This is a genomic window from Pullulanibacillus camelliae (assembly GCF_014642655.1).
GTDB classification, from domain to species: Bacteria; Bacillota; Bacilli; order Bacillales; family Sporolactobacillaceae; genus Pullulanibacillus; species Pullulanibacillus camelliae.
The window spans coordinates 274,710-297,804 of sequence record NZ_BMIR01000002.1; the positions used below are offsets into that span (position 1 = coordinate 274,710).

Annotated in this window: 27 protein-coding genes; 11 read left to right on the forward strand and 16 right to left on the reverse strand. The window is 41.6% G+C overall.

What is annotated here, in order from left to right; translation table 11 throughout:
• Positions 1–686: 686 nt before the first annotated feature.
• On the reverse strand, positions 687–1,286 hold the full coding sequence (locus IEW82_RS04205; RefSeq protein WP_188689643.1) for a YkoP family protein: 600 nt from the start codon (positions 1,284–1,286) through the stop codon (positions 687–689).
• Positions 1,287–1,471: 185 nt separating this feature from the next.
• Here IEW82_RS04205 and IEW82_RS04210 point away from each other — a divergent pair, with 185 nt between their 5' ends.
• Positions 1,472–2,287: an alpha/beta fold hydrolase gene (locus IEW82_RS04210; protein WP_188689644.1), complete on the forward strand. Its 816-nt coding sequence runs from the start codon at positions 1,472–1,474 to the stop codon at positions 2,285–2,287.
• Between the two features lie 58 nt (positions 2,288–2,345).
• Entirely contained in the window at positions 2,346–2,552 is a 207-nt protein-coding gene (locus tag IEW82_RS04215; RefSeq protein WP_188689647.1) for a hypothetical protein, read from the forward strand.
• A gap of 6 nt (positions 2,553–2,558) precedes the next feature.
• On the opposite strand, the gene IEW82_RS04220 is transcribed toward IEW82_RS04215, so the two are convergent.
• Entirely contained in the window at positions 2,559–2,963 is a 405-nt protein-coding gene (locus IEW82_RS04220; protein ID WP_188689649.1) for a hypothetical protein, read from the reverse strand.
• A gap of 132 nt (positions 2,964–3,095) precedes the next feature.
• On the opposite strand from IEW82_RS04220, the gene IEW82_RS04225 reads away from it, so the two are divergent.
• Entirely contained in the window at positions 3,096–3,326 is a 231-nt protein-coding gene (locus tag IEW82_RS04225; RefSeq protein WP_188689650.1) for a hypothetical protein, read from the forward strand.
• On the opposite strand, the gene IEW82_RS04230 is transcribed toward IEW82_RS04225, so the two are convergent.
• Positions 3,327–3,800: an Hsp20/alpha crystallin family protein gene (locus IEW82_RS04230; RefSeq protein WP_188689653.1), complete on the reverse strand. Its 474-nt coding sequence runs from the start codon at positions 3,798–3,800 to the stop codon at positions 3,327–3,329.
• Positions 3,801–3,861: 61 nt separating this feature from the next.
• Here IEW82_RS04230 and IEW82_RS04235 point away from each other — a divergent pair, with 61 nt between their 5' ends.
• From IEW82_RS04235 to IEW82_RS04245, 3 genes are all read left to right on the forward strand, one after another.
• Entirely contained in the window at positions 3,862–4,107 is a 246-nt protein-coding gene (locus IEW82_RS04235) for a spore germination protein (protein ID WP_188689657.1), read from the forward strand.
• A 22-nt stretch (positions 4,108–4,129) separates the two neighbouring features.
• Positions 4,130–4,363: a hypothetical protein gene (locus IEW82_RS04240; RefSeq protein ID WP_188689660.1), complete on the forward strand. Its 234-nt coding sequence runs from the start codon at positions 4,130–4,132 to the stop codon at positions 4,361–4,363.
• A 611-nt stretch (positions 4,364–4,974) separates the two neighbouring features.
• Entirely contained in the window at positions 4,975–6,285 is a 1,311-nt protein-coding gene (locus IEW82_RS04245; RefSeq protein ID WP_229672294.1) for an amino acid permease, read from the forward strand.
• On the opposite strand, the gene IEW82_RS04250 is transcribed toward IEW82_RS04245, so the two are convergent.
• The 6 genes from IEW82_RS04250 to IEW82_RS04275 all read right to left on the reverse strand — a co-directional run bounded on the left by IEW82_RS04250 (position 6,282) and on the right by IEW82_RS04275 (position 10,852).
• Complete coding sequence (locus tag IEW82_RS04250) at positions 6,282–6,905, reverse strand: LysE family transporter (protein ID WP_188689666.1); 624 nt, start codon at positions 6,903–6,905, stop codon at positions 6,282–6,284. The two genes, IEW82_RS04245 and IEW82_RS04250, sit on opposite strands and share 4 nt — an antisense overlap.
• A 173-nt stretch (positions 6,906–7,078) precedes the next feature.
• Positions 7,079–8,017: an ABC transporter permease gene (locus tag IEW82_RS04255; RefSeq protein WP_188689671.1), complete on the reverse strand. Its 939-nt coding sequence runs from the start codon at positions 8,015–8,017 to the stop codon at positions 7,079–7,081.
• Complete coding sequence (locus IEW82_RS04260) at positions 8,010–8,930, reverse strand: ABC transporter ATP-binding protein (RefSeq protein ID WP_188689674.1); 921 nt, start codon at positions 8,928–8,930, stop codon at positions 8,010–8,012. Before IEW82_RS04260 ends, IEW82_RS04255 begins: the two co-directional genes overlap by 8 nt.
• Before the next feature lie 45 nt (positions 8,931–8,975).
• The gene (locus tag IEW82_RS04265; RefSeq protein ID WP_188689678.1) at positions 8,976–9,665 is read right to left on the reverse strand and encodes an ATP-binding cassette domain-containing protein; all 690 of its coding nucleotides are present in this window, start codon (positions 9,663–9,665) and stop codon (positions 8,976–8,978) included.
• The gene (locus tag IEW82_RS04270) at positions 9,662–10,045 is read right to left on the reverse strand and encodes a GntR family transcriptional regulator (protein WP_188689681.1); all 384 of its coding nucleotides are present in this window, start codon (positions 10,043–10,045) and stop codon (positions 9,662–9,664) included. The genes IEW82_RS04265 and IEW82_RS04270 overlap by 4 nt, the downstream gene beginning before the upstream one ends.
• A 3-nt stretch (positions 10,046–10,048) precedes the next feature.
• Entirely contained in the window at positions 10,049–10,852 is an 804-nt protein-coding gene (locus tag IEW82_RS04275) for a hypothetical protein (protein WP_188689683.1), read from the reverse strand.
• Positions 10,853–11,024: 172 nt separating this feature from the next.
• Here IEW82_RS04275 and IEW82_RS04280 point away from each other — a divergent pair, with 172 nt between their 5' ends.
• Positions 11,025–11,582 (forward strand): DJ-1/PfpI family protein, encoded by a 558-nt coding sequence (locus tag IEW82_RS04280; protein WP_188689686.1) that lies wholly within the window; start codon positions 11,025–11,027, stop codon positions 11,580–11,582.
• Positions 11,583–11,905: 323 nt separating this feature from the next.
• Positions 11,906–12,184: a hypothetical protein gene (locus IEW82_RS04285; protein WP_188689689.1), complete on the forward strand. Its 279-nt coding sequence runs from the start codon at positions 11,906–11,908 to the stop codon at positions 12,182–12,184.
• A gap of 703 nt (positions 12,185–12,887) precedes the next feature.
• Here IEW82_RS04285 and IEW82_RS04290 read toward each other — a convergent pair.
• The 4 genes from IEW82_RS04290 to IEW82_RS04305 all read right to left on the reverse strand — a co-directional run bounded on the left by IEW82_RS04290 (position 12,888) and on the right by IEW82_RS04305 (position 18,302).
• A complete protein-coding gene (locus IEW82_RS04290; RefSeq protein ID WP_188689692.1) occupies positions 12,888–14,159 on the reverse strand; it encodes an MFS transporter in 1,272 nt (423 codons plus the stop codon).
• A 199-nt stretch (positions 14,160–14,358) separates the two neighbouring features.
• The gene (locus tag IEW82_RS04295) at positions 14,359–17,463 is read right to left on the reverse strand and encodes an MMPL/RND family transporter (RefSeq protein WP_188689695.1); all 3,105 of its coding nucleotides are present in this window, start codon (positions 17,461–17,463) and stop codon (positions 14,359–14,361) included.
• A complete protein-coding gene (locus IEW82_RS04300; RefSeq protein WP_188689698.1) occupies positions 17,463–17,927 on the reverse strand; it encodes a MarR family winged helix-turn-helix transcriptional regulator in 465 nt (154 codons plus the stop codon). The genes IEW82_RS04295 and IEW82_RS04300 overlap by 1 nt, the downstream gene beginning before the upstream one ends.
• A 123-nt stretch (positions 17,928–18,050) precedes the next feature.
• Positions 18,051–18,302 carry a sporulation protein gene (locus IEW82_RS04305; RefSeq protein ID WP_188689700.1) on the reverse strand — a complete coding sequence of 84 codons (252 nt, stop codon included), beginning with the start codon at positions 18,300–18,302 and terminating at the stop codon, positions 18,051–18,053.
• A 160-nt stretch (positions 18,303–18,462) separates the two neighbouring features.
• Between IEW82_RS04305 and IEW82_RS04310 the strand changes: the two genes are divergently transcribed.
• From IEW82_RS04310 to IEW82_RS04320, 3 genes are all read left to right on the forward strand, one after another.
• Positions 18,463–19,038: an isochorismatase family protein gene (locus tag IEW82_RS04310; RefSeq protein WP_188689703.1), complete on the forward strand. Its 576-nt coding sequence runs from the start codon at positions 18,463–18,465 to the stop codon at positions 19,036–19,038.
• Between the two features lie 388 nt (positions 19,039–19,426).
• Positions 19,427–20,047, forward strand: a complete 621-nt coding sequence (locus IEW82_RS04315; protein ID WP_188689708.1) for a DUF47 domain-containing protein — start codon at positions 19,427–19,429, stop codon at positions 20,045–20,047.
• 11 nt (positions 20,048–20,058) lie between these two features.
• Positions 20,059–21,057: an inorganic phosphate transporter gene (locus tag IEW82_RS04320; RefSeq protein ID WP_188689711.1), complete on the forward strand. Its 999-nt coding sequence runs from the start codon at positions 20,059–20,061 to the stop codon at positions 21,055–21,057.
• Between the two features lie 599 nt (positions 21,058–21,656).
• On the opposite strand, the gene IEW82_RS04325 is transcribed toward IEW82_RS04320, so the two are convergent.
• The 3 genes from IEW82_RS04325 to IEW82_RS04335 form a co-directional block, all read right to left on the reverse strand.
• The gene (locus IEW82_RS04325) at positions 21,657–21,806 is read right to left on the reverse strand and encodes a hypothetical protein (protein ID WP_188689714.1); all 150 of its coding nucleotides are present in this window, start codon (positions 21,804–21,806) and stop codon (positions 21,657–21,659) included.
• Between the two features lie 547 nt (positions 21,807–22,353).
• Complete coding sequence (locus tag IEW82_RS04330) at positions 22,354–22,581, reverse strand: hypothetical protein (RefSeq protein ID WP_188689717.1); 228 nt, start codon at positions 22,579–22,581, stop codon at positions 22,354–22,356.
• Positions 22,582–22,655: 74 nt separating this feature from the next.
• Positions 22,656–22,928, reverse strand: coding sequence for a hypothetical protein (locus tag IEW82_RS04335; protein WP_188689720.1), 273 nt, complete (start codon positions 22,926–22,928; stop codon positions 22,656–22,658).
• Positions 22,929–23,095 lie beyond the last annotated feature (167 nt).

The following is a 23,095-nucleotide window of genomic DNA, read 5'->3' on the forward strand; positions in this document are numbered from 1 at the left end:
TAAAGATCAGAAAGTATAAAATTTCTGGTCATGAGGCCGGTGCGGATTTCCGCTCCAGGCCGCTCGCTTTCCGCGGGGGAGTGGTAAGCCTCCGCGCGCTGAGTGCTGGCACCCTTAGTGTGTCTTTTCAAGGCAGTTCTTCGCTTGGCCATTTTAAGGGGTGAAGATCAAAGTCTAAGCTTATGAGATCTCCTTTAGAGAGCTCCACAACCAAAGCTGATAAATTCTAATCATATGAAGAAAGCCGGAGAAATAATCCCCGGCTAAGTAAGTGTTGTGTTCATGTTGTCGCTTATTTCTTTTGGACTTTTCTTGTTTAAAAGCTTTCATTAGTGAAACAATGAACAACAATAGGATGAAAGGAAAAAGTCACAATAATGGTCGCCGTGTGAGCCTACGAGTCCATCTGAGAAGAGGAGTACCACTGCAACAGCAATCTGAATGATATCTCAAGTGATTTTAATCCAACGTTTGGGTTTAAAACTGCTATGGGTTGCATGCCGAGAACGAAATCGCAGAGTCAGCCAAACTAATTTTTAGATGGTCTGGAGCAAGGGCTTCTCATAACAAGCACCATAGGCAGTGGTTTTTTGAGCAATAGTTGTTGTAAAAAATTCAGTTGAGTTCTATCCTAGCCTTTTCTGAATGGTGGGGGATATAGGTTTCAAAAAGTGCCAGTCGTAGACTTAGACCTGATCTTCATCCTTTTGCTTAAATCGCTCAATGGAAACGGCAAGTACCTTCGGAGCGAGCATTGAGGCATGCGATTTTAAACGATTTCGCCCACCAGGGTGCATGATCGCTAGAAGCATGCGTAAATAGAAACGCTGAAAAGCAGTATTACCACCTTGTGGAAGGTCAAGGACATCGAAACCAAATTGCTTTGCTCCTCTATGAAATAGAGAAATACCATAAAGCGCTTTGGCTTCTTGGTACTTAGGCATGGCAATATAGGTCTGCATCCGATTAAAGGTTGCTTTCATCATGTGAAGTAATGTTGTAATCATGTGTACAGTATTCTTCGTTTGTAAGGCTGTATGTAGAAGAAGCTCGTTATTAAAATGGAGCTCGAGAACCCGATCACCTTTACGGATGACTGTACCATCACTGAGAGTAAGCGGGCTTCCTTTGTAAGTTATGGTACGAAACATAAGTAAATCCTGTTCATCCTCCAGCTGGACGCGATGCGTAATATGGTAAATATGCTCCCAAATACTATACATTTTCATGAGTAATCTTTTTTTTAAAGGAATGCTTGGCATTTCTTGATTACGTTGTTCCATCATTTGTCCCTCCAACTTTTCGATCAGACTAGAGGCAGACTCTCGTTCATATGGGGTCATTATATCATTAGTTACAAGGCGCTTAAAAGCTTTTTAACAAAGCGAACGAATGGCGAGCGAATTCTTTATATTTTTTTCATTAAAATTATAAACTATAAATAAAGTAATGATGAGGTGGCGTTACCATCGTGAGCACAATCACTATCAATCATATGAACATTTATTACGAGCAATATGGTAGACCGATTCATGAGGCAGAAGACGTGCTCGTCTTGATTCATGGGTATTTATCTTCAAGTTTTAGTTTTCGGTTTCTAATCCCTTATTTACAAGAAGAGCATGCTGTTCTGTCTATCGACCTTCCTGGCTTTGGTCAAAGTGATAAAGCGTTGCATTTTAATTATTCATTGCACAATTATGGCCGGCTTGTTCTAGATATTCTTGAACGGTTTGAGATCCAAAGGGCTATTTTGATCGGCCATTCTATGGGCGGACAAATTGCTTTACAAGCTGGCTTGCAGGAGCCTAATCGCATTAAAAAAATCGTTGGCTTGGCAGCCGCAGGCTATATGGGCCCAGTTAAGCGTTCTTTGGTTTGGCTCTCGTATTTGCCATTTTTCAGCTGGGGACTAAAAGTTTATTTTACTAAAAAAGATATTATGGAAAACTTCTTAGCCGTCATTCATAATCGTACGATAATTAATGAAGAGATGGTAGAGGGGTACCTCAAGCCGTTGCAAACCAAAGCATTTTACCGATCGTTGGTGCTGCTTATGCGCCACCGTGAGGGCGATTTATCAACTGCTCGTGTTAGAGAAATTACTCAGCCAGTACTATTGATTTGGGGAGAACAGGATAGCATTGTTCCCCTTGCCGTTGGAAAGCGTTTTGCTAAAGAGCTTTCCGCTGCCGACTTACAAGTGCTCAAACAGACAGGACATTTGCTGCCAGAAGAAAAACCGAAAGAGACGGCCCTGCTGATTAAGGCTTTTATTAAACAGTAGCTGAACCCGAACGTATAGAAAAAGTGTTATCTATGTCTTGGCTGAAAGGGAGAGGTGTATGAAAAAGCTATTGGGTATACTAGGGAATTTGTGTGTGCTTGTATTGCTCGTCTTTTCTATTGTAGAGCTTGTGAAAAGCCTCGGATCCTGGACAATCCTTGATGATTTGTGGGCAATTGCTGTGATTTTGTTAATCATTGGATTTATTGGCGATCTGTTGCAGGCAAAGAAAATGAAACAGAGTAAAAACAGTGAACACATGTGAAAATGGTTAAGTAGAAGACCGTGAACGGATGGTTGTTTTTGGGGGCTGACTTTTCATCTTCACGTCGTCTTTTGCTTTTTTGTATGCGGACTTTTCCTTCTTTTCTTTTTCCGTTAATGGTTCTGTCGTCCCATAATTGGCTCCGATATTTAAACGCCCTTCAAGTGATTTAATCCCCAGTGCTCCAAAATTATTGCTTTGCTTATAGTGTTCAACGACGACTTTATCCACGTGGATGTGCTCGATAATGGTTGGGGATTTCAAGACTCTTTCTTCCTTATTACCCTCTAATTTGTCGAGCAACTCATACAGCTTTTGGATGGTTTCCTGCTGCATTTTCAGCTGTCGTGTTGCCGACTGCCATTCTTTGCTGTTTCTAAATAGATAATCCATAAGCCTATGAAAAGCCATTGTCAAGCATCCCTTTTCTCTTGGTTGTCCTTAAATAAAGTGTATTATTTTGAATGCATTTCATGCCACTAATCGTATGGAAAGCAAAGTTTTTGCATACACATTTGATAATAAAAGGTGGGAGATGCATAAATGAAAAGGATCAATATTGCGTTTATGAAAGTGAATAGCATCGGTGGAAATTGTACAATGAGTTTAAGTCAGACCGCACAAATTGGACGACATTCAAATTTAAAAAGGAATGCAGGCTTTGGTGAAGCATCCAGTGATGGGAGCATCTATCTTATGCCAGAGTCAAGGGTTTATGATCAGGATATTTATGATGATAATGAATGGTGGTTGGATCTGGAGCGTCGCAAGTGATTATTCAATATTTAAGGTGTGCTGCTCAACGTCATGAAGGGGCATGCGGATTTCGAGTAACCCGTGATCGAATTTGGCGACAGCCTTTGAACTGTCAGCTTCAGATGGAAAGGGAATCGTTCGCTTAAACGGTCCATTTAGACGGTCGCTTTTAAGCACTTCAACAGCGTCATAGAGCGGACGCGCGTGACCACTGATTAAGAGGTGGTTTCCGGCAATTTTAAGCTGAATATCCTCTTTTGCAACACCCGGCAGGTCGATCACTATAATGATTTCAATCATCGAGCGATAGAGGGCATAAAAAGGCCGGTCAAGGGCATTGACATCCTGTTTTAAGGACTGCTTAACTTCGCTCATTTTTGTTATTTCATTAGGATCTTGATCTTTTTGCTCATCAAAAATATCATTCCAAAAATCATTCCCTTGAAATTTTTGTGCGACTTCAAGCCATTGTTTGAGCTTATCGACATCCATGAACCAGACCTCCTGACATACTGCGTGCTGCCGTTCATATAGTGAATTAAGGGGGGATACAATGGTTAAGCCTTCTATTTCCATTAATATTTTTCTTTTTAAAATTAATTCATTTGAAAATGCCTCCGCAGTCAATATCGGAGAAAATTTTTTAGCGGATTGGAATAATAGTTCAAAAAAAAATCAAGGATTTGGTCAGAATTTTGGAGATGAATCAACATTTGCTTCCAAAAGTGGTGTGGATGATCGCGATTTATGGGATTCTAATTCTCTGCAAAAATCAAAGCTTCCAATTGGTATCGAATGACGACTATTAAAGGAGGAACAATATGAATTTTGCCCCAATGGCAGTGAATATTCTGGGGTTTAAGGTGAATGTTATGGAACGTTCAGCAACCTTAAGCTTTGGCCCCATCCAGCAGAATGACGTGTTTAACTCAACAAAAAGGAATCAAGGGTATGGAGAAGAAAACGGTGACCTAACAGCAGTTTACCTGCCTATCAATTTTGTCAATGATATGGATATTAGTGATTCTAATTCTCAAAAAACAAGTGTTATATGATAAAAGAAAAGGTCAGAAAGTATAAAATTTCCGGTCATCAGAACGGTGCGCGTTTCCGCTCCAGGCCGCTCGCTTTCGGCGGGGGAGTGGTAAGCCTCCTCGTGCCTTCGCACTGCTAAGGTCTTACCGATCTCCCACGTCCCGCAGGACTCTAGTCTCCGCATCATGAGTCAGCGGCGCTCGAGGAACATACGATTTTAGAGTGTTCTGAATCTCGCGCCTTGCGCTCCCATCCACTTGACCAGGCAACGAGGCCTCTTTCATATTGGATGATGCTCTACAAGGACCGGGCATGTTTTTCGCCCGGTTTTTCTTATATTATCAGAATATATAATTTCGCTTACGCTCATAAAGGAAGAGAGTATAAGTGTAGCTTTGAAGAAATTTTGAATGCGCTATAGAAATGAATGGATGATAGGATCAAAGCAGTATCGGCTTGAGCCTTGGATTTGCGGGAACTATGGCTGTCGCTTTGATGGTCCTATCATGAGTGTCTTGATGATGCTCAGTCAAGTTTTCTTATCTTGTGATCAGTGGATAAGAGCATGAGGAAAAGGAGAAGCTGATGGAAGAAGAGATGAAAGTGTATCAAAAGGAAAGGTGAAATGGGAATGGACGGACGTTTACAATGGTGGCAATTATCCTTACTTGGCGTCGGCTGTATTATTGGAACGGGTTATTTTTTAGGATCAGGATTAGCCATAATGATGACGGGCCCATCTGTTGTTTTCGTCTTTATCCTTGCGGCTGTAGGTACTTATATCGTCTATGATGCGCTTGCGACAATGACCACTCAAGACCCACAGCAAGGCTCATTCCGCGCATATGCTAAAAAAGCGTATGGGGGCTGGGCGGGCTTTAGCAGTGGGTGGGTGTATTGGTTGTCAGAAATGTTGATTACCGGCAGTCAGATGACAGCGCTTGGAATCTTCTCACGCCTTTGGTTCCCACATGTTCCTTTGTGGCTCTTTGCAGCTGGTTATGCCGGGCTAGCCATTCTTGTTGTTTTAGTTGGTACAAAAGGCTTTGATCGAGTTGAAAATGTACTGGCCGTCGTAAAGGTTGCAGCTATCCTCATGTTTATTATTCTCGCTATTTGCGTGCTTACTGGAGTTATTGAGGAAAATCGGGACGGCAATTTGCCAAATACTTTAAAAGCAATGTTTCCGAAGGGTTCTGTGGGACTGTGGTCGGCTTTTATCTATGCCTTTTACGCCTTTGGTGGTATTGAAATCATGGGAATTATGGCCATGCAGCTGAAAGAAAAGGATGAGGCGCCTAAAGCAGGGACGATGATGCTCATATTATTGGGGACGGTCTATGTTGTCTCAATGGCTTTAGCTGTTGTGGTGGCACCGTGGCAGACCTTTAATACAAAAGAGAGCCCCTTTGTTATTGCCTTAAACGATTACCACTTACCCTTTTTTTCAGATATTTTTAATGGAGCGCTGATTATTGCTGGTTTTTCGACGATGGTAGCTTCTTTATTTTCCGTAACGACAATGCTTGTGACCTTGGCAAGAGATGGTGATGCCCCGCATTTTTTTGCAAAAAAGGCTAAAAAAGAGGGCAGAGTGCCCTTGCGTGGTCTCGGACTGACCCTTTGTGGGATGATTCTATCGGTCATCTTAGCGCTCTTGATGCCCGGGAAGCTATACGAATATTTGACAACAGCAGCGGGGCTCATGCTCTTATATAATTGGCTCTTTATTTTAGTGTCTGCTTTTAAATTAACTCCATTGACAGTGTGGGGGAAAGTTAAAAATAGCTTTGGGATACTGCTTATCCTTTTGGCTGTATCGGGAACCCTTTTTCATTCAGGAAGCCGCCCGGGATTTTTGGGCAGTTTAGGATTTATTGTGATTATCATGGGGGTCATCGTCATCAGGCAAAGGTTCAGAGCCAGTAAGCATGCCCATTAACTAAAGAGGAGCTTATAGGCCTGATAAATAAAATAGAGTCCATAGCCAATAAGGGCGCACCCTGATAAAAAAGCAATGCCGTTTAATAAGCGATCATTTAAAAATCTTCTAAAAGTGCTAGAGAAGGCTGCCATTGTTATATCCCATAATAAAACACCGCTAAAAATGGTGGCGCTATAAAGCCATAGCTCATGCGTATTTTCTGTGGTGGATTGAGCGAGAATAGAGCCATAAATGCCGAGCCAAAAAAGAATGGTTAAAGGATTAAATAGAGACATGAGAAATCCGGAGAGCAGCGTTTTAAAAAGGGGTTCGTGATGTCGTGCATAATACACGGTTTCTATTTTAACAGTGGATAAGCTCTCTATCCCGGTATAAATGAGCACAAATCCCCCGAAGGACCATAGAAAGGTCTTGACCGCGGGGATGTCAATAACATGGGATAAACCTAAGTAAACAAGAAGGATATAGAGCGCGTCAGCAAGGGTTGCTCCTAATCCAATAATCCAAGCGTGTAAAAAACCATATTTCAGCCCGCGATCTAGCTGAGCGGCATTAATGGGCCCAATAGGGGCTGCGAGTGATAGTCCCAAAAGCAAGTAGCTAATGTAAACTTGCATAATATCTCTCCTCAAATCACTGTGCTTGTACAATATATTCAAAGACATCAGCTTGTACCACGCTTTTTTGAAGAGAGTTTGAAAAAACTTCTGTAAAATAAGAGAATGCGCTTGACAGCCAATCTGTGCATTTTCTGAAAGTAAGAAAACCGGGAGACCCCGGTTTTTATAGCTTATGCAGCAACATCGCGTTTTTTAAAGATAATCCAAGTGAAGGCTATGAAGAGGAGATAATAGACAGCTAAAACAGTAGCGGAAAAACCAAGTGTCATTCCTTTTTGAAAAGGGCCATTGCCATTAAAATAGGGGGACCAATCGAGATTAGCAAATAATACATATTTGGACCAGCCAAAACGCGCAAGGAACTGTAAGACAAGACTTCCTGCCATTAATCCAAATATCGATAGGCCGATGGCTAGGGCTGTGTTACGAAATACCGTTGAGATTAAGAAAGCAACGGTGACAAACATAATCGCTGGGACCATTTGGAGGCCATAGAGGCCGAAGATGTGTAGTAACATGCTCCCTTCATGAACGGCACCTTCACTGTAAAAAAGATAAGGTGAAGAAAGACCATCAAAGCCAAAAAGTGCAGCAGCAATCAGACAGGAAAAGACGAAACAAGCAACACCGAATACGAGCAGGGTAAAAAGGGTTGACACATATTTTGATAATAATATGGTCGAGCGACTCACAGGTCGAGTTAAGAGCAATTTGATAGTTCCTGATCCAAATTCACTCGAAACAATTCCTCCGGCAATAATGATGGCAAAGATCATGACGAATTGCATGCCATTTACCGCATCCTTAACGCTTCCCCAAAAAGAAGTCGAATCAGTCGGTTTAAGAGCGTGATCAAGGCGATAGGTATTGATGGCCAGCGCTTCTTTTGTGTGCTCATCGGGATTGGCCTTGAATTGCTTTTGTAAGTCGTGATTCTCTGCTTGCAACTGCTGCTGCCACGTCTTGTTGGAATCATGGGTTTCATAATGCTTATTGACCACGCCGATAAAGACTAAGGCACATAAAAGCATGATAAACATTACAAGGGTGGAAAACCTGCGGAAGCTTTTCATATTTTCATTTTGTACGAGCTTTAAAAACTTAAACAATGTCTTGACCTCCTGTCACTTCAAGGAATCTGTCCTCTAACGATTTTGCCTCGGCGTGAATGCCATAAAGCTTGATCTGCTGTTGAATTAAACGCTCTGCCAAGATGGGAATCGCTTCATTCTCCATGCGGATAAAGAGATCATGCCCTTCTTTTTTAATGATCTTATAATCATATCGTTTCACAAGTTGAACGGCTTGATCGATAGGATCTAATGTTAAACGCACTATTATCTCGGCTTCTTCGCCTACGAATTCTCCTACGGAATGCACACCGACAAGCTGCCCATTTTGAATGATACCAATGCGATCGCACATCAGCTCCATTTCACTCAGCAGGTGACTGGAGACAATCACCGCTAAGCCCTCCTCGGCAGCTAAGCGCCGGATATATTGACGAATTTCACGAATGCCTGCTGGATCTAAGCCATTTGTGGGTTCATCTAATATTAAGATTTGTGGAGAGTGCAGGAGAGCCTGCGCCAATCCCAGCCGTTGCCGCATGCCTAAGGAATATGTTTTGACCTTTTCATGGATACGAGGGGTTAAGCCAACAAGATCGACGACTTCATCGATTCTTTTTTTCGTCACACCGCGCACCATACGCGCGTAATGAATTAAATTGCGATAGCCGCTTAAATGCTTGTAGAGTTCAGGATTTTCTACTATCGCTCCCACATGCTTGATCGCTTCTTTATAGTGGCTTTTGATGCTTTGACCAAAGATGAGAATGTCACCTTCAGTCATGTTCATCAAACCAACGATCATGCGAATGGTTGTTGTTTTCCCAGCTCCATTTGGGCCTAGAAAGCCGAAAACTTCTCCAGGAAAGATATCAAAGCTAAGTTCCTTAATGATCGTTTTATTTCCAAATTTCTTTTTGACCTTTTGCAGTTGGATTACAGGTTGTGTCATGTTAGGGCCTCCTTATTGCCATGTATTAAAGGGGTGTTTGATCATTTACTCATAGATCTTCGTCATCCATTCAACGATAGTCATATTCTGTTCATAGCGTAAATCGTCCACATTACACTGCCCGGCGATTTCTCCATTTTTGATGACAATGACTTCATCAAGCAGGGTTTCCACTTCCTTAATTTCGTGAGTTGTAATGAGAATGACCTGATGCTCCAAGTCTATAAAGGAGATTAAGCCTTTAACAATCGAATCGCGGACCATCGGATCGAGACCTGATAAAGGCTCATCCATGAGAATGACAGGGACTTCTCTTGCTAGGGTCAGGACCATTTTAAGCCGCCCGCGATTCCCCTTGGATAAATGCTTGACCTTGCTTTCAGGATCAAGCTTCATATAGTCACGAATGGTTTCAGCTTTTTCGCGATTAAAGTCTGAAAACTGGGAGGCAAAAAAGTCAATGGTTTGTCGCACGTTATAGAACCCGTAATATTCATCCAGCTCTGATAGGTAAGACACCTTGGCGGCGATTCGACGGTCAACCCTTATCCCATCGACTTCTATACTTCCTTTTGTCGGCTGGATCAGTCCAGCAATGAGCTTTAATGTCGTTGACTTGCCACTTCCATTCGAGCCGATTAATCCATAGATTTTTCCAGTTTCTAGAGTGACATGGATAGTCTTAAGTGCAGTGGCTTTTAAATAGCGCTTCGTTACGTGTTCGAGCTTAATCATTCAGATTCACTTCCTTCCGCGTGTGTTAAAAAGGTCTTTAATCCATTCATAATCTCATGTCCTGAATAGCCCATGGCTTTCATGCTTGCCACAAAATGAGAAATTTCCTCTTGCTTCAGTTGTTCACGCATGTTTTGGAGAATCTCATGATTTTCTGTCACAAAGGTTCCTTGGCCTCTTCTGGTTTCCACAATCTTCATCCCTTCAAGTTCCCGGTAGGTTCGACTGACTGTGTTCGGATTCACACCAGACTGGATGCCCATGTCGCGGACGGAGGGCAGTTTATCTCCGGGTTTGAGTTCACCTCTTAAGATTTGGCGGTTGATGCGCTCGACAAGTTGCAGATATATAGGTGCCGACGAATTAAAAGTTTCAACCATGGTCTACACCTCGATTTTTTTATCTAAAATCCAACTCGTTATACAAAAAAGAATGGCAACGATGATGGCTTCAAATACATAGCTTCCAATGTAAAAAACGGTTGTGTTATCAACAGATAAATGCGAGCCATGATTTAAAGAAAAATTAAAATTAAAGCCCGTAAGAATATCAACAAGTGAGACTTTGCCCCAATGGGTAAGCCATTCATAAAAGCGTGTCCCACTCAGCAGGTTATCCAGATAAGCGAGCACACCAAAAAGCACCAGGGTGATGATAAAGCTCAGAAATCCGCCAATACGGCGTGTTAACATGCGATAGAACACCCATAAGAAGATGAACCAAATGGCAAAATCCAGCGCAAATAGATAGATATTGATAACAGAAAAAATCCCTGTGCTGAAAATATTTGACCAAGAAAACGCATGGAATATTTCTTTATTATCACTAGAAAATTTTAAGCCAAACAGCACGATCACACAGGAGAGAAACAGTGTGATAGACATGGCGATCAAGGCACTGACTAATTTTGCTAGTAAAAGGCTATAGCCAGGCAGTGGATTGTGCAGCCAAAGGTGGAGCTTTTTTCTTTCTTTTTGCAAGCTATCAAACATGTAACAAAGTAAATAAAAGATGTGTATCGGGATGAGTACTAAAGCCGCAATGGCAGCTGCGCTAATGCCATGTCCATGTCTAGCGCCGAAATAGCCGGCGAGTCCGACGATGAAAATAAGGGCAATGACGGTAAACAGCAAAGCGGGAAGTCCCAATCGAAATTCTTTTTTAACTAAACTTATCCATGCAGACATTTATGTTACCTCCAAATGAAACTTTGTATCTGTATCATAGTGTACTGATATAATAATACACTATGACGCGGAGTGTCAAGGATTGAAATGACTGGATGTTTTAGTATTTACAATTTAAGCGTTTTCAACGATAATAAACCTAAGAGATCACTTAAATAAGGAGTGGTGAAAGATGGGTAAAAAGGTGCTGTTAATTACAGGCGATGCAGTCGAGGCATTAGAGGTTTACTATCCCTACTATCGCTTATTAGAAGCAGGGATCGAGGCGGTGATTGCTTCACCTGAGAAAAAGGTGTTACATACGGTCATTCATGATTTCATTGGCTGGGATACCTATACTGAGAAAGCGGGTTATCTATTGGAATCTCATCTGTCATTTAAAGAGGTAAATCCCGAAGAGTATGATGGCTTGGTGATCCCTGGGGGACGCGCACCTGAATACATTCGGCTTGACAAGGATATCGAACGGATTGTAGGGCATTTTTTAAGTCATGATAAGCCTGTAGGGGCTATCTGTCATGCTGTTTTAGTGTTGGCCGCTTTACAGGATCACTCATATTTTGAAGGGAAGACAATGACAGCCTATACGGCATGTAAGCCAGATGTCGAGCACCTTGGAGCGACGTATACAGAGAATACGTTACATGTAGATGGCAAGCTTGTTTCTGGGCATGCTTGGCCAGATCTTCCAGGTTTTATGCGTGAATTTCTACAATTGCTTAATACGTAAGCAGATATGCGCTTAGAAAATTAAAAGGTGGGAGCCCACTCCCCTTTTCTTATAAATTTATCTGATCCCTTAAAAAGGGAGTGGCTTTCATTAGATGCACTTATTCTTTGAATGCTTTTGTAGTGACAGCTTTTTAAACGCCACATGCTGCTGAAAGCATGTAGAAGTATTAATTTTTCATCCTTCTTAGACTTGTCCAATAAAAAATTCTCCTTGATGTCTGAAAACTAGTGGCCATTCGACAAAATCACCCCGTTCAGAAATGCTCCATTCTATGGGAAAATAGAAACAGATAACAACGAAAAAAAGGAGTCCGAATCAACATGAAAAACATCGTTTCTTTTAATTTCCCTATTCGCGATTTTACACTTGAAAAGCTCATTGACTTTTATTTTATTTGCAGCCAATCGGGTCAAAACGTTTATTTATATAAAGATGGTAAAACCTGCCGTATTGAGCGAATGACAGAACTCATTGCCTTTACTTTGACGTCTGTTGAGGAGCGACTGTTGGTCGTTGTTGAAGGAGAGCAGGCGAAAGATACATTGAAGCGTATTATTCAAAAGATGTATGTGAATCGCCAGGATGCGCACGTGATTTAATACTCTAGCGATTTGCTGTGCTAATAGCACTATAACAATTTTTACTCTTTATGGTGGATCAGGCTTTTTTCACAATATATGCAATAGAACCATGATCTATTAACCAATGACAAGCCTATTTTTTAAAAGTTTAAGTTTGTCCCATGGAATTTGGTGGCATGACGAGGGTGAGACAAAACGAAAAGAAATCACCCTAATCCGAAGCGATAAGTAATAAGTAGCCAGGGAAACGGGGAGCGTAGTCAAAATATGGAGACTCCTCCGGGAACAGGCCAAGCGTTACTTCACGACTAAACTTCGAGTGGTTCCGAGGAAGCTGACGACGAAGCGCTACGAGTAGACGCAGAAACAGAGGATCTTTAGTCATAAAGAGTTGGGAACCCTTAAAAGGTTTGTCGAGGTGCCTTACATTCTTCAAGGCACTTCGACTAAAATTATCACATCTATTAAGGAGCTTTGGCTAAGTGCGTCACATTCATTAAGGCACTTGGCTAAAAACATCACAGCCATGTGATAACACCGAAGCTAGCACATCCTGTGCGTCTCTAGGCGGTGACCGCGGAAAGCAAAAGCGCTTCATGACTCACTCAGAAATCCGAACGCATGCCTTCAAAATGGTGAATGCGTTCGGATTCTCTATGAGCTGAATCCTTCTGTCCCAGCCTTGTCTTTTAAAATTGAGGTGCGAGATAAAGCAATCATTTCATTCTTGCGTCTGCTGATGTGTTCCTCCGTTACTTTCGGCAATGCCATTGCCACCTTCAAACGTACGACGACCAATATAAACAATTATTCCAACGAGAATAAGGAGAACGCCTGATAGGATAAAGGTAAATACCGCTCCAAATAGCTTGGAGATGATCCCGCCACTGAGTATGCCGATCACCGCTGCTAATGTTGTGGCACTGCCAATTGTACCGAAAACGCGACCAGTAAAGTGATTCGGAGTTGTTTTTTGAGCCATGACATTAAAGTGAATGACCCCTAACCCAAAGCTGAAACCGAGAATGGTGCCGACGATTGGATAGCTAATCATGAGGATCATGACAGGAATATGAATAAAGGCAGCACAGAGAATATAGCCTGTACCGACCAAGCAAGCGCCGGTTGAAAGCGCTTTAAGAGCTGAATGGATTTCTTTGTTATTTAAATAGAGCGCAGCAATCACAGTTCCGAGCCCACTTCCCGCCATCACCCACCCTAATAGCCTGATGGGATGACTCGGAATCTCTCGAAGTAAAATTGGGAATTGTGAATCACAGATTTGCAAGGAGAAGAGCATTATGCAAAATACAATCATTCCCGTCAACAGCTGTGGCTTCGTTTTAATAAAGTGGAATCCCGCAGAAAATTGTGACCAAAAGCCGTTGCTTCCTTTTTCGTTAGTTGTCTCTATCGCGGCTTCAGCAAGGTGTTTGCCAGGGATCAAAAGCAGAAGCAGGGCTGAGAGAATAAAGGAAAAACTATCAAGATAAAATGACCATTCAACACCGACGGTTGCTACTAGCACCCCGCTTATCATCGGTCCAATTACTTTAGTCCCGTTGTTGATCAATTCACTTGTTGCTACCGCTGACTGAAGCAAATCGTTGTCAACAAGCTCACGCAGTTTTCCCTCTTTGGCCGGCTGAAAGAGGGAGGAGAAAATGGTTAACAGACAAAGCAGGCTGTATACCTGCCATAAGTGGTTGGAAAAGATAATACCAATAACAACGATAGCGCGGAGGATATCCGTAGCAATCATCAAATATTTGCGATTGAAGCGATCAGCAATGACGCCAGAAAGTGATCCTAAAAAAATATTGGGGACAGCGAGACACAGCATGGCAGCAGATAAGGCGAAAGGCGATGCATTCCATTTTAGCGCTAATAATGTCATTAAGGCGAGAATATTAAACCAATCGCCCATGTTAGAGACGGTTTGTGCGGAAATTAGGAAAACAAAGCTTCTATTCTTTAATAATGCCCGATTCATAAGTAGTCCTCCAATTAAAACGACAAGAATGTCATTTTCAAGAAATAGTGTCTAAATTTATTGTAAATGGAAGACCGTTGTTTTGAATCCAACCAAGGTGACGACCTTTCTCAGCCTACAGACGGAAATGTAGAAGGGGATGTATGAATGCAAAAAAACAGGCAGAAGGGGGATCTGCCTGTTTTTTGGTTTGAAGGGTTTATTCACCCCGTTTAAATGGCCACCAATTGGCATTGCCAAACGTTCGAACCATCACTGGGATGAAAAGTGGAAGAATTAAGAGGTTGTATAAGATCAATCCTGTGATGATAATCGTTGCGATTTCCATCAATTCCGTCACTCCTGATGGCATCATCGCAGCGAAGGTTCCACCAAGTATGATAGCTGCAGATAAAATGACAGAGCCCATGTTTTGCATGGCGTGTAAAATCGCTTCTCTAACGGATATTTCCTTATACTCATTAAAGCGATCCATTAGAAAGATGCTGTAATCGACGCCGAGTGCGATGAGCATGACAAAGCCAAAGAACGGAATCGCCCAGTTAATCCCACCGTAGCCAAAGAAGTGTTCAAAGATCTTTTCTGAAACACCCATTGATGTGTAGTACGTGAGAATGAGTGAACCAATAATGTAAAGCGGCATGATCAATGACCGCAATAAGAAGATCAGAACAATGCCAATACCAATAAGCATTAACATGACCGTTCGATTGTAATCTTTGTCAGAAATATGACTAAGGTCATTAAACGTACTCGTCGAACCGCCAATATCTACTTTCGCATTTTCTAAAGGTGTTCCTTTCGTGGCACGTTTAACGGCTGTTTTAATAGGATCAATTTGCTGCAGAGCCTCTTGGGAATAAGGATTCACGTCAAAGATAACATCTAATTTCGTGATTTTTCGATCCTTAGACATGTAGTTATCCAGTGATTCAGTAAAATCCTTACTTTTTAGAGCTTGATCAGGGATGTAGAAGCCTTCAAGAGCGCTGTTGTTTTTGGAAAGCTCTTCGAGAAATCCGCTGGCATCATCTAGCCCGCCGGAGACTTTATTTAAGCCCTTCACCGAATCGTTAAGGCCGCCTACTAATTGATCCATCTGATCATTAAGACCAGAGAAGCCATTCTTAAGCTGCTTTTGTCCAGTGATCACACCATCAAAACCATTGGTGATAGAAGGAATGTTAGAAATGGCTTTGTTTTGTCCAGAGGCCGCTTGATTCAAGCCACTTTGTAATTGTTCTAACCCGGTGACAAGCTGTTGCAGACCTTGATTGAGTTTTTCTTGCTGAGCAACAAGCTTGGAAAAGCCTGAATTTGCCTGCGCCATAGTATTGTCTAACTGCTTTATGCCGTCGCTCAATTGCTGCATAGGTGAGGCTTGGTTAGCAGTACCGCTTAGCAGGCCATTGAGTCCACCATAAGCTTGCTTAAAGGTAGAATCATTCATTGCTTCTGGGTGGGCTTGAACATACTGAGCAAACCCATTTTTAATATTTTGCAGGTTTGACAAGATCGTATTGTAATTCGTGTGGATATCATCTAGCCCGCCGTGCATTTGCTTATAGCCATCTAAGAGCTTTTGGTTTTGCTGCTGCAATGCCTTAGCACCAGCGACAGCCTTTTGCAAATTCTGTTTGAGCTCACCTGCTCCTGATGCACCACTTTCGATACCATTTTGAATTTGTTGCAGTCCACCCTGAAGTTTACCAACACCAGATTTTAATGATTGTGTGCCATTGATCAAGTCATCGATGCCTGAGGTGGCTTGCTTGAGCTGGGGGGCCGAATTGTCCAGCTGTTTACTGGCGTCACCTAAACCATTTGCGATCTTATCAACCCCATCTCCTGCATCCTTTAATCCTTTATCAAGCGTTTGTGCTTGGTTGGGAACAAGAAAATCCTTAAGCGGTTTGCCAAGAGGCTGTGTCGCGCTGCGTACAGTATCGACATGATCAACCTTTTTTACCTCACGTGTGACCGCTTCGATGGTTTGTAAATATTTCCGTTGATCCATTTTTTCATCGTTTTTCATGACGATGGTTGTTGGCATGGATTCACCAGGATTAAAATTATCGGAAATAAGATTGAACCCTTTGACAGACTTGTAGCTGTCACTCATCTCGCCGACCGAATTAAAGGAACGGTCACCGTGATACGTCAGAAGAAAGGGAACGGTGATGACCGCGACGATGATGAGGGAGATCAGCGGTCTTGCAAGTGCAAAGCGTCCCATGCCCCCCCAAAAACGACTTTGGCTGTGACTGAGGTTCTTTTTCACCGGCCAGAACAGCTTTTTACCCAAAAGGGACATGATGATCGGGACGATGGTGACAAGTGATAAAATTAAAAAGGCAATCCCGACAGCCACACCAACAGCGGATTGATAAATGTTAAATGTTGAGAGTCCGATGGAGGCAAAGCCGATAAAAACGGCAAGGCTACTAAAGAAAACGGTCCGTCCGCCATTTTTAAAGGTATGGATAATGGCTTCATCAAGGGTTTCGTGTTTTGGAATCTCTTCTTTAAAGCGATTGATTAATAGAATACAGTAATCTGTGCCTATTCCAAAGAGAACGGCGACGAGAAAGATCTGCGTAAAATTCGATATCGGGAAATGAAACCAGTCAACAAGAAAGGCGACAACCGCTTGCGAGGTTATGAATGAAATCCCGACAGCAATGAGTGGTAAGAATGGTGCTACAATCGATCGAAAAACGATAAAGAGTACAGCTAAAATAAAGATGACTGTGAGATATTCCGTTTTATGAAGCCCGTCTTGTGTGCTCTCCATGGTGTCATTATTGATCATCCATTCACTGGTATAATAGTGATCCACTTGCACATGATCTAATGTTGCATATAGCTGATCTGTTAGCTTTTTCGTATCCTTATCGCCCAAGGACAGATCAATATTGACAAGCATTGTTTTGTTGTTCTTGGAGATGAGTTGATTTTTTAGATCAGGCTGGTCGAAGCTATTTGTAATATCGGAAATGCCTAGCTTCGCTTTGTTTTGCTTTAATGCCTCTATCCCTTTTTTGATGTCAGCCTTATCCTGCTTGTTTAAGCCGTGTTTATCATAAAAAACAAGGGCAACAGAAGAGGTATCGCCATTTCCTGATTGTTTGTGCCACTCATCTAACAGCTTGGTTGCTTTGGATGAAGAATAATTGTCTGGAACTTGTGCATTGCCCTGGTCGCGAACAAGGTTCGAAATATTAGGCTGAGTCAACATTAAAACAACAATGAGAACAACCCAGGCAGCAAGAATTAGCCATTTTCCTTTTAATATAGCTCTCATTATTCAACACCTTTCTCTTTTCGTAAGGCTTCGTCTAAAAACAAAGCGATTTTTTCATAGGTTTGCATAAATTGAGAAATTTCCTGATCATTAAAACGGGTGATAAGATCTGCTACCAGCTCATTTACCTTCTGATCACATTCTTCAGATAGCTGACGCCCTTTTGATGAAAGTGATAAGTGAACAACGCGGCGATCGTTATGCTGACGCTCACGTTCAATCAACCCTTTTTCTTCTAATCGATTGATTAAAGCCGTAATCGCACTTTTTTTGACATTCAGCATTTCTGCCAGTTCGCTTGAAGTCACAGTTTGTTTTTTATGTATATAGTTCAAAACAAAATGCTGGTCATGGGTGAGATGTTCACTAATCTGTTGATGAATTAAACTTTCACCACGCCTATGCACCATAAAGCTGACTTCAAAATAGCGCTTGACGAGTTCATCCAACCTCTCTTTCTGCATTGTTTTCCCTCCCTTGAAAGGCTTGTCGCATTAGTTAACAGGGTGAATAGTTCACGATATTAACTATATAAAGGGACACACGGGATGTCAACTCATTGCTTCCCAAAATGGCTATTTTTTTAGTTAGTAAAGCTGCTCATACATTTCATTTAATTGCCCAAGGCGTACAAGGTCATCCTCTTCTTTAGCATGGTGCATTTCTTTAGCTAGCATCGCGTTCAAATAACGCTTTTCATGCTCATCAAGGACTGTCGCAAACGCCCCCTCATTTGCATAGTCGTTTGTTTCTAATTTAAGATGAATCCGATAGGCTGTTTCATTTTCATCCATCCAGTTAGACAGTGCTTCTTTTAAATAAAGTAAGGTGTTATCCATAAACGCATGCCTCCATCACAAAAGTATGAGGATAGTGTTTCCTAAGTTATCCTATACTATTAAACGCTTGGATATGGAAAGATCAGAGCAAATATGCCTCGTTTGTGCATTGGACATGTTACACTGTTATATGAAGAAAGCTGTGAAGGAGTGGGTAAGTATGTCAACCTTGATTCAAGATCCAAAAAAAACAGCATTGGTTGTTATTGATCTGCAAAAAGGTATTGTCGGTATGAAGGGACAGCCAAATGATATTCAGAGTGTGGTCGGAAATAATGTAAAATTAGCAAAGGCAGTTCGCAGTTATGGTGGTCTTGTTGTTCTTGTTCATGTGGATTTTATTGATGGACAAGATGCTTTAAACCCCATTACAGATGCCCAAGGTGGAGCTGGCGGAGAGCGTCCTGAAGGCTTTTCTGATATCATCCCTGAGTTAGGACCAGAACCCGGCGATTTGGTTATTACCAAGCGGAATTGGGGAGCATTCTTCGGAACGGAACTTGATCTGCAGCTGCGTCGCCGTGGTATAGAGACAATTCTTTTAACAGGCATTGCCACCGGGATTGGTGTCGATACGACAGCAAGGGAAGCTTTCCAAAGAAATTATCAACAAATTTTTGTTGAGGATGCCATGAATGGCTTAACAAAGGAAGAACATGAGTACACCATTAAACAATTGCTGCCAAAAATCGGACGAGTACGTGCAACAGAAGACGTGTTGGCTGCTTTTAAATAAGCTGCTCTCGTATTTAGGCTTTACAAATGATTGCTTTATTTGTAAAGCCTTTTTCTGATGTGAAAATAGTGGTCAACAAAAAAGTGATGGGGAATAATCAACATACTATATGTTAAGATAGGAAAGGCTAAAAAAAGAACACTGAGGAAGAGATAATTTAACCAACATTTCATTTTTGTAAAGATTTATTAAAAATGATTTGTAAAATGGACAGGTTTTGCTAAAATAATAACGGTTGAGCAAAAAGTATTTACGTTTATACATAATTGTGTTGTTTTTTGTAACACTTTTAAGCATAACGTGTCCGATCATTGCTTAAAGACGTGGAACAATAGGGGTTTTCTATTATTAGCTCCTCGTCTCGGCATATTAGAATGAGGTGGATTGTGTGATTTTTACGTCTAAAAACGATAAGTTCTTGAACATGCTTAAACAAATTTCTACAAATTTAGAGGAAGCTGCTCAATACTTTGTTGATTACAAAATTGAATCAAAGGATCAGTTAGAAGAATTCTCTAAAGTCATGAAAAGTTATGAAAAAAAAGGTGACAGCTATATTCATGAGCTTATTGTTGCTTTAAACAAAACCTTTATCACGCCATTAGAACGTGAAGATATCTTGGCACTGGCGATGAAGCTAGACGATGTTCTAGATGGTTATGAGCAATGGGCCTCACGAGTAGAAATTTATGAATTTACTAGCTCAGATGATTATATGATTCGCTTTGTTAATCTCTTGCTTGAGGCGACGAAGGAAATTGCAGAAGCTGCGCATCATTTATCGAGGAGAAAGTTATTAAATATTAGAACTCATGTGATTAAAATCAATGATATTGAGTCCGAATGTGATGACCTCTTACAAGATAGTATTCGCGAGTTATTCAAATCGGAGAAGGACCCCATTAAAATCATCCAATATAAAGAGCTTTACGAAATGCTTGAAACCATTGCGGATAGCTGTGAAGATGTTGCGAATACGTTGGAAACCATCATTATGAGAAATGCATAAGGAGCATTTTAATGGATAGCTTACTCTTTGTTACAATTTTAATCGTCATCTTCGCTCTTGGATTTGATTTTATCAATGGCTTTCACGACACAGCAAATACGATTGCCACATCTGTATCAACAAGGGCGCTAAGTCCAAAAATCGCCATTGTCATGGCAGCGTCGATGAATTTTGTTGGTGCTTTGACTTTTACAGGTGTAGCCAAAACCATTGGTGAAGGCATTATTGATCCGTTCCATATCGAGCATGGCTCTATCATTGTACTTTCAGCATTAATATCAGCAATCATTTGGAACCTTATTACGTGGTATTATGGGATTCCGAGTAGTTCAAGTCACGCCATAATTGGTTCCCTAGCAGGGGCGGCGATCTCAGCCCTTGGTTTTTCAGCCTTAAATTATCACGGATTTATTAATATATTATTAGCGCTGGTCATTTCACCGGTACTCGCGTTGACCATCGGTTATATCGTCATGACCATTTTTCAGCTCATTTTTCGTAACTTCAATTTAGGGAGGACGAACAGAGGGTTTCGTGTCTTTCAAATTTTTACTGCAGCGCTACAATCATTTACACATGGAACCAACGATGCCCAAAAGGCGATGGGGATTATTACCCTCGCTTTAGTCAGTGCCGACTACTCCAGTGCGATGGATATCCCGATGTGGGTGCGCATTGCTTCGGCTACTGTAATGGGACTTGGAACGTCCATTGGTGGTTGGAAGATTATCAAAACGGTCGGTGGGAAAATCATGAAGATTAAGCCTGTAAATGGGGCAGCAGCGGATTTGTCTTCAGCAGCAATTATTTTTGGAGCGACGCTCATCCATTTACCTGTCAGCTCTACACATGTTATTTCTTCTTCCATTATGGGGGTAGGCTCATCTGAACGTTTAAAAGGTGTCAAGTGGGGAACGGCGGTCAATATTGTGTTAACCTGGATCATCACCCTGCCTCTCACGGCGATTCTATCTTTTATGATCTATAAATGCTTTGAATTATTTATGTAAGAGAATGTTTAACGTATATCAGGCACTTGTCCAAAGACAAGTGCTTTGTTTAATAATAAGAAAGCATAAAATTTGTGTGTTGGTGGAGTGGATCGTGCACGTTTTCCACAGGACTCTAGTATCGCATCGTGAGTCAGTGAAGATTCGGGAACACACAATTTTTAAAGTGTTCCGAATCTATCCTACCTTACGCTCTCATCCACTTGACCAGACAATGAAGCCTCTTCCAAATATGATGATGCTCTAACCTATACAAGGACCGGGCATGCTTTTAAGCCCGGTTTTTTCAAAATAATAAGGAAGTATAACTTTTCTCTGCCAATTCTCAGGGATAAGCTAATGGCATGTGTTAAAAAGCCTACGTCTTTTGTTTCTTTGAAACGGATTTCGTTAACTTGCCTCAGCCTTTTGTTGCGTCCAGACCTTGATTCGGAAGCCTGCCACGTGGATTCGTTCTCTATTCGGAAACTTCAAGCTTTATTTGTTATTTTGGTCGAGGATTTTGTAAAAGGAGCTGGCCTTTTGTTAAGTTGAAATACACTTTTGTTGCGCTCATCCATGGATTCGGAAACATGCCCCGCGGTCTTGTTCTCTATTGGTTAACTTCGTGCTTCATTTGTTATTTTGGCTGAAGAATTTGTTAAAATGCCTACGGCTTTTGTTGCGTTGAAACCGGTATTTGTTCTTTTACCTCTGTCTTTTGTCACACCCTCACTTTGATTCGGAAGCTTGCCTTGCAGATCGTTCACTATTCGGAAACTCCGTGCTTTTTTTATTGCACCACACCACGGATTTGTTTAAATGACCACGTTTTTGTCCGAGTATCAAAGTATAAAACTTTCGGTCATGAGTACGGTGCACGTTTTCCGCTCCAGGTGCTCGCTTTCCGCGGGCGCGGCCTCAAGCGTACAATCAGGGGTCCCGAAAAGTGTTCTTTACTTTTTGGGTGGTATTGATGCGCAAGCTTCGGCGTTATCACATGGATGTGACGCACTTAGCCAAAATTCCTTGAAATGTATGAGGCTTAGATTAAGATGTCCTTGTTCTTGTGTCTGCTAGACTTGCTTTGTAGTTAGCTTCTTCCTCGGAACAACGCGTCGTTTATTCGTGAAGTAACCTTCCCGAGGGAGTCTCGCGTCTTTCGCTCCAATCTACTTGGTGTTGATGGTGCATTTTGGGATTAAAAACCTTTTCAGTGCTTTTAACCACCTTGCGCTCCAATCCGCTTTACTTATGGTAGCGCCTCAGTGAGTCATGCGTGTTAACTTTACTTCAATCAGTCATTATGAAATGAATTTATCTATATAGGTTTAAATTATGAAGCGTGTTTTCCCCTTCATAAAACCGTGTCTGTCCATTAGTCGCATCAAGAGATTGAAAAGTATCAAGCATGGCATTCAGTTCTTGAATGCTAAAGCGCCCGGAAGCGTAGAGGCTAGACAGCATGGCATAAGCAAAGGGCCGAGTATCCACTTGGACAGTGACAATGGCATTACCACTTTGATTAACAGATCCAGTAGACAATCTATTCACTCCTTTTTTAAATAGAAAGGCACGGAAACGAGAGGACCTCGCCTCCGTGATCTGATGTGTTCAGCTTAACAAGGATCGTCCCATTCATAATCACAATCGTTGTTGTCATTTGTGTCAGATTCTGGGGAAACTGAATTAACATTTCCCGAATTGAATGGAAAGTATTGGGCTAATGCTTCGGCTAATGCACGGGCACTTGCAGTGGCTTCAACAAAAACATAAGAGTTGCCGCTATTAGAAATTCTAGATGAACCTGGGTCAGCTTGACCTTGGTGTTGCTTTCTACTATTTGTATTGGCTCCCTCAACAAGATCATTCATAGTGCCTTTACGACTCATAGTAACAATCCTTTCTATATTGGATTCCATATAGAATATACAGATTGTCTGAATATGTATCGGCGAATATAAGTATTGGTAAGAAAATGATAGAGATGTCTCTATGAAAATACCCTATCTTTTAGCGATTGGGAGAATCTTAATTTGAAAAATAGCCAAAGCACTCA

What these genes read in the sequence shown, in the direction of transcription:
- IEW82_RS04280 (WP_188689686.1), top strand. Translation starts at nt 11,025, where the DNA reads ATGGGTAAAAAGGTGCTGTTAATTACAGGCGATGCAGTCGAGGCATTA.
- IEW82_RS04225 (WP_188689650.1), top strand. Translation starts at nt 3,096, where the DNA reads ATGAAAAGGATCAATATTGCGTTTATGAAAGTGAATAGCATCGGTGGA.
- IEW82_RS04320 (WP_188689711.1), top strand. Translation starts at nt 20,059, where the DNA reads ATGGATAGCTTACTCTTTGTTACAATTTTAATCGTCATCTTCGCTCTT.
- IEW82_RS04285 (WP_188689689.1), top strand. Translation starts at nt 11,906, where the DNA reads ATGAAAAACATCGTTTCTTTTAATTTCCCTATTCGCGATTTTACACTT.
- IEW82_RS04260 (WP_188689674.1), bottom strand. Translation starts at nt 8,930, where the DNA reads ATGACACAACCTGTAATCCAACTGCAAAAGGTCAAAAAGAAATTTGGA.
- IEW82_RS04265 (WP_188689678.1), bottom strand. Translation starts at nt 9,665, where the DNA reads ATGATTAAGCTCGAACACGTAACGAAGCGCTATTTAAAAGCCACTGCA.
- IEW82_RS04250 (WP_188689666.1), bottom strand. Translation starts at nt 6,905, where the DNA reads ATGCAAGTTTACATTAGCTACTTGCTTTTGGGACTATCACTCGCAGCC.
- IEW82_RS04290 (WP_188689692.1), bottom strand. Translation starts at nt 14,159, where the DNA reads ATGAATCGGGCATTATTAAAGAATAGAAGCTTTGTTTTCCTAATTTCC.
- IEW82_RS04230 (WP_188689653.1), bottom strand. Translation starts at nt 3,800, where the DNA reads ATGGATGTCGATAAGCTCAAACAATGGCTTGAAGTCGCACAAAAATTT.
- IEW82_RS04205 (WP_188689643.1), bottom strand. Translation starts at nt 1,286, where the DNA reads ATGATGGAACAACGTAATCAAGAAATGCCAAGCATTCCTTTAAAAAAA.
- IEW82_RS04295 (WP_188689695.1), bottom strand. Translation starts at nt 17,463, where the DNA reads ATGAGAGCTATATTAAAAGGAAAATGGCTAATTCTTGCTGCCTGGGTT.
- IEW82_RS04220 (WP_188689649.1), bottom strand. Translation starts at nt 2,963, where the DNA reads ATGGCTTTTCATAGGCTTATGGATTATCTATTTAGAAACAGCAAAGAA.
- IEW82_RS04300 (WP_188689698.1), bottom strand. Translation starts at nt 17,927, where the DNA reads ATGCAGAAAGAGAGGTTGGATGAACTCGTCAAGCGCTATTTTGAAGTC.
- IEW82_RS04245 (WP_229672294.1), top strand. Translation starts at nt 4,975, where the DNA reads ATGGACGGACGTTTACAATGGTGGCAATTATCCTTACTTGGCGTCGGC.
- IEW82_RS04275 (WP_188689683.1), bottom strand. Translation starts at nt 10,852, where the DNA reads ATGTCTGCATGGATAAGTTTAGTTAAAAAAGAATTTCGATTGGGACTT.
- IEW82_RS04310 (WP_188689703.1), top strand. Translation starts at nt 18,463, where the DNA reads ATGTCAACCTTGATTCAAGATCCAAAAAAAACAGCATTGGTTGTTATT.
- IEW82_RS04215 (WP_188689647.1), top strand. Translation starts at nt 2,346, where the DNA reads ATGAAAAAGCTATTGGGTATACTAGGGAATTTGTGTGTGCTTGTATTG.
- IEW82_RS04305 (WP_188689700.1), bottom strand. Translation starts at nt 18,302, where the DNA reads ATGGATAACACCTTACTTTATTTAAAAGAAGCACTGTCTAACTGGATG.
- IEW82_RS04335 (WP_188689720.1), bottom strand. Translation starts at nt 22,928, where the DNA reads ATGAGTCGTAAAGGCACTATGAATGATCTTGTTGAGGGAGCCAATACA.
- IEW82_RS04240 (WP_188689660.1), top strand. Translation starts at nt 4,130, where the DNA reads ATGAATTTTGCCCCAATGGCAGTGAATATTCTGGGGTTTAAGGTGAAT.
- IEW82_RS04235 (WP_188689657.1), top strand. Translation starts at nt 3,862, where the DNA reads ATGGTTAAGCCTTCTATTTCCATTAATATTTTTCTTTTTAAAATTAAT.
- IEW82_RS04270 (WP_188689681.1), bottom strand. Translation starts at nt 10,045, where the DNA reads ATGGTTGAAACTTTTAATTCGTCGGCACCTATATATCTGCAACTTGTC.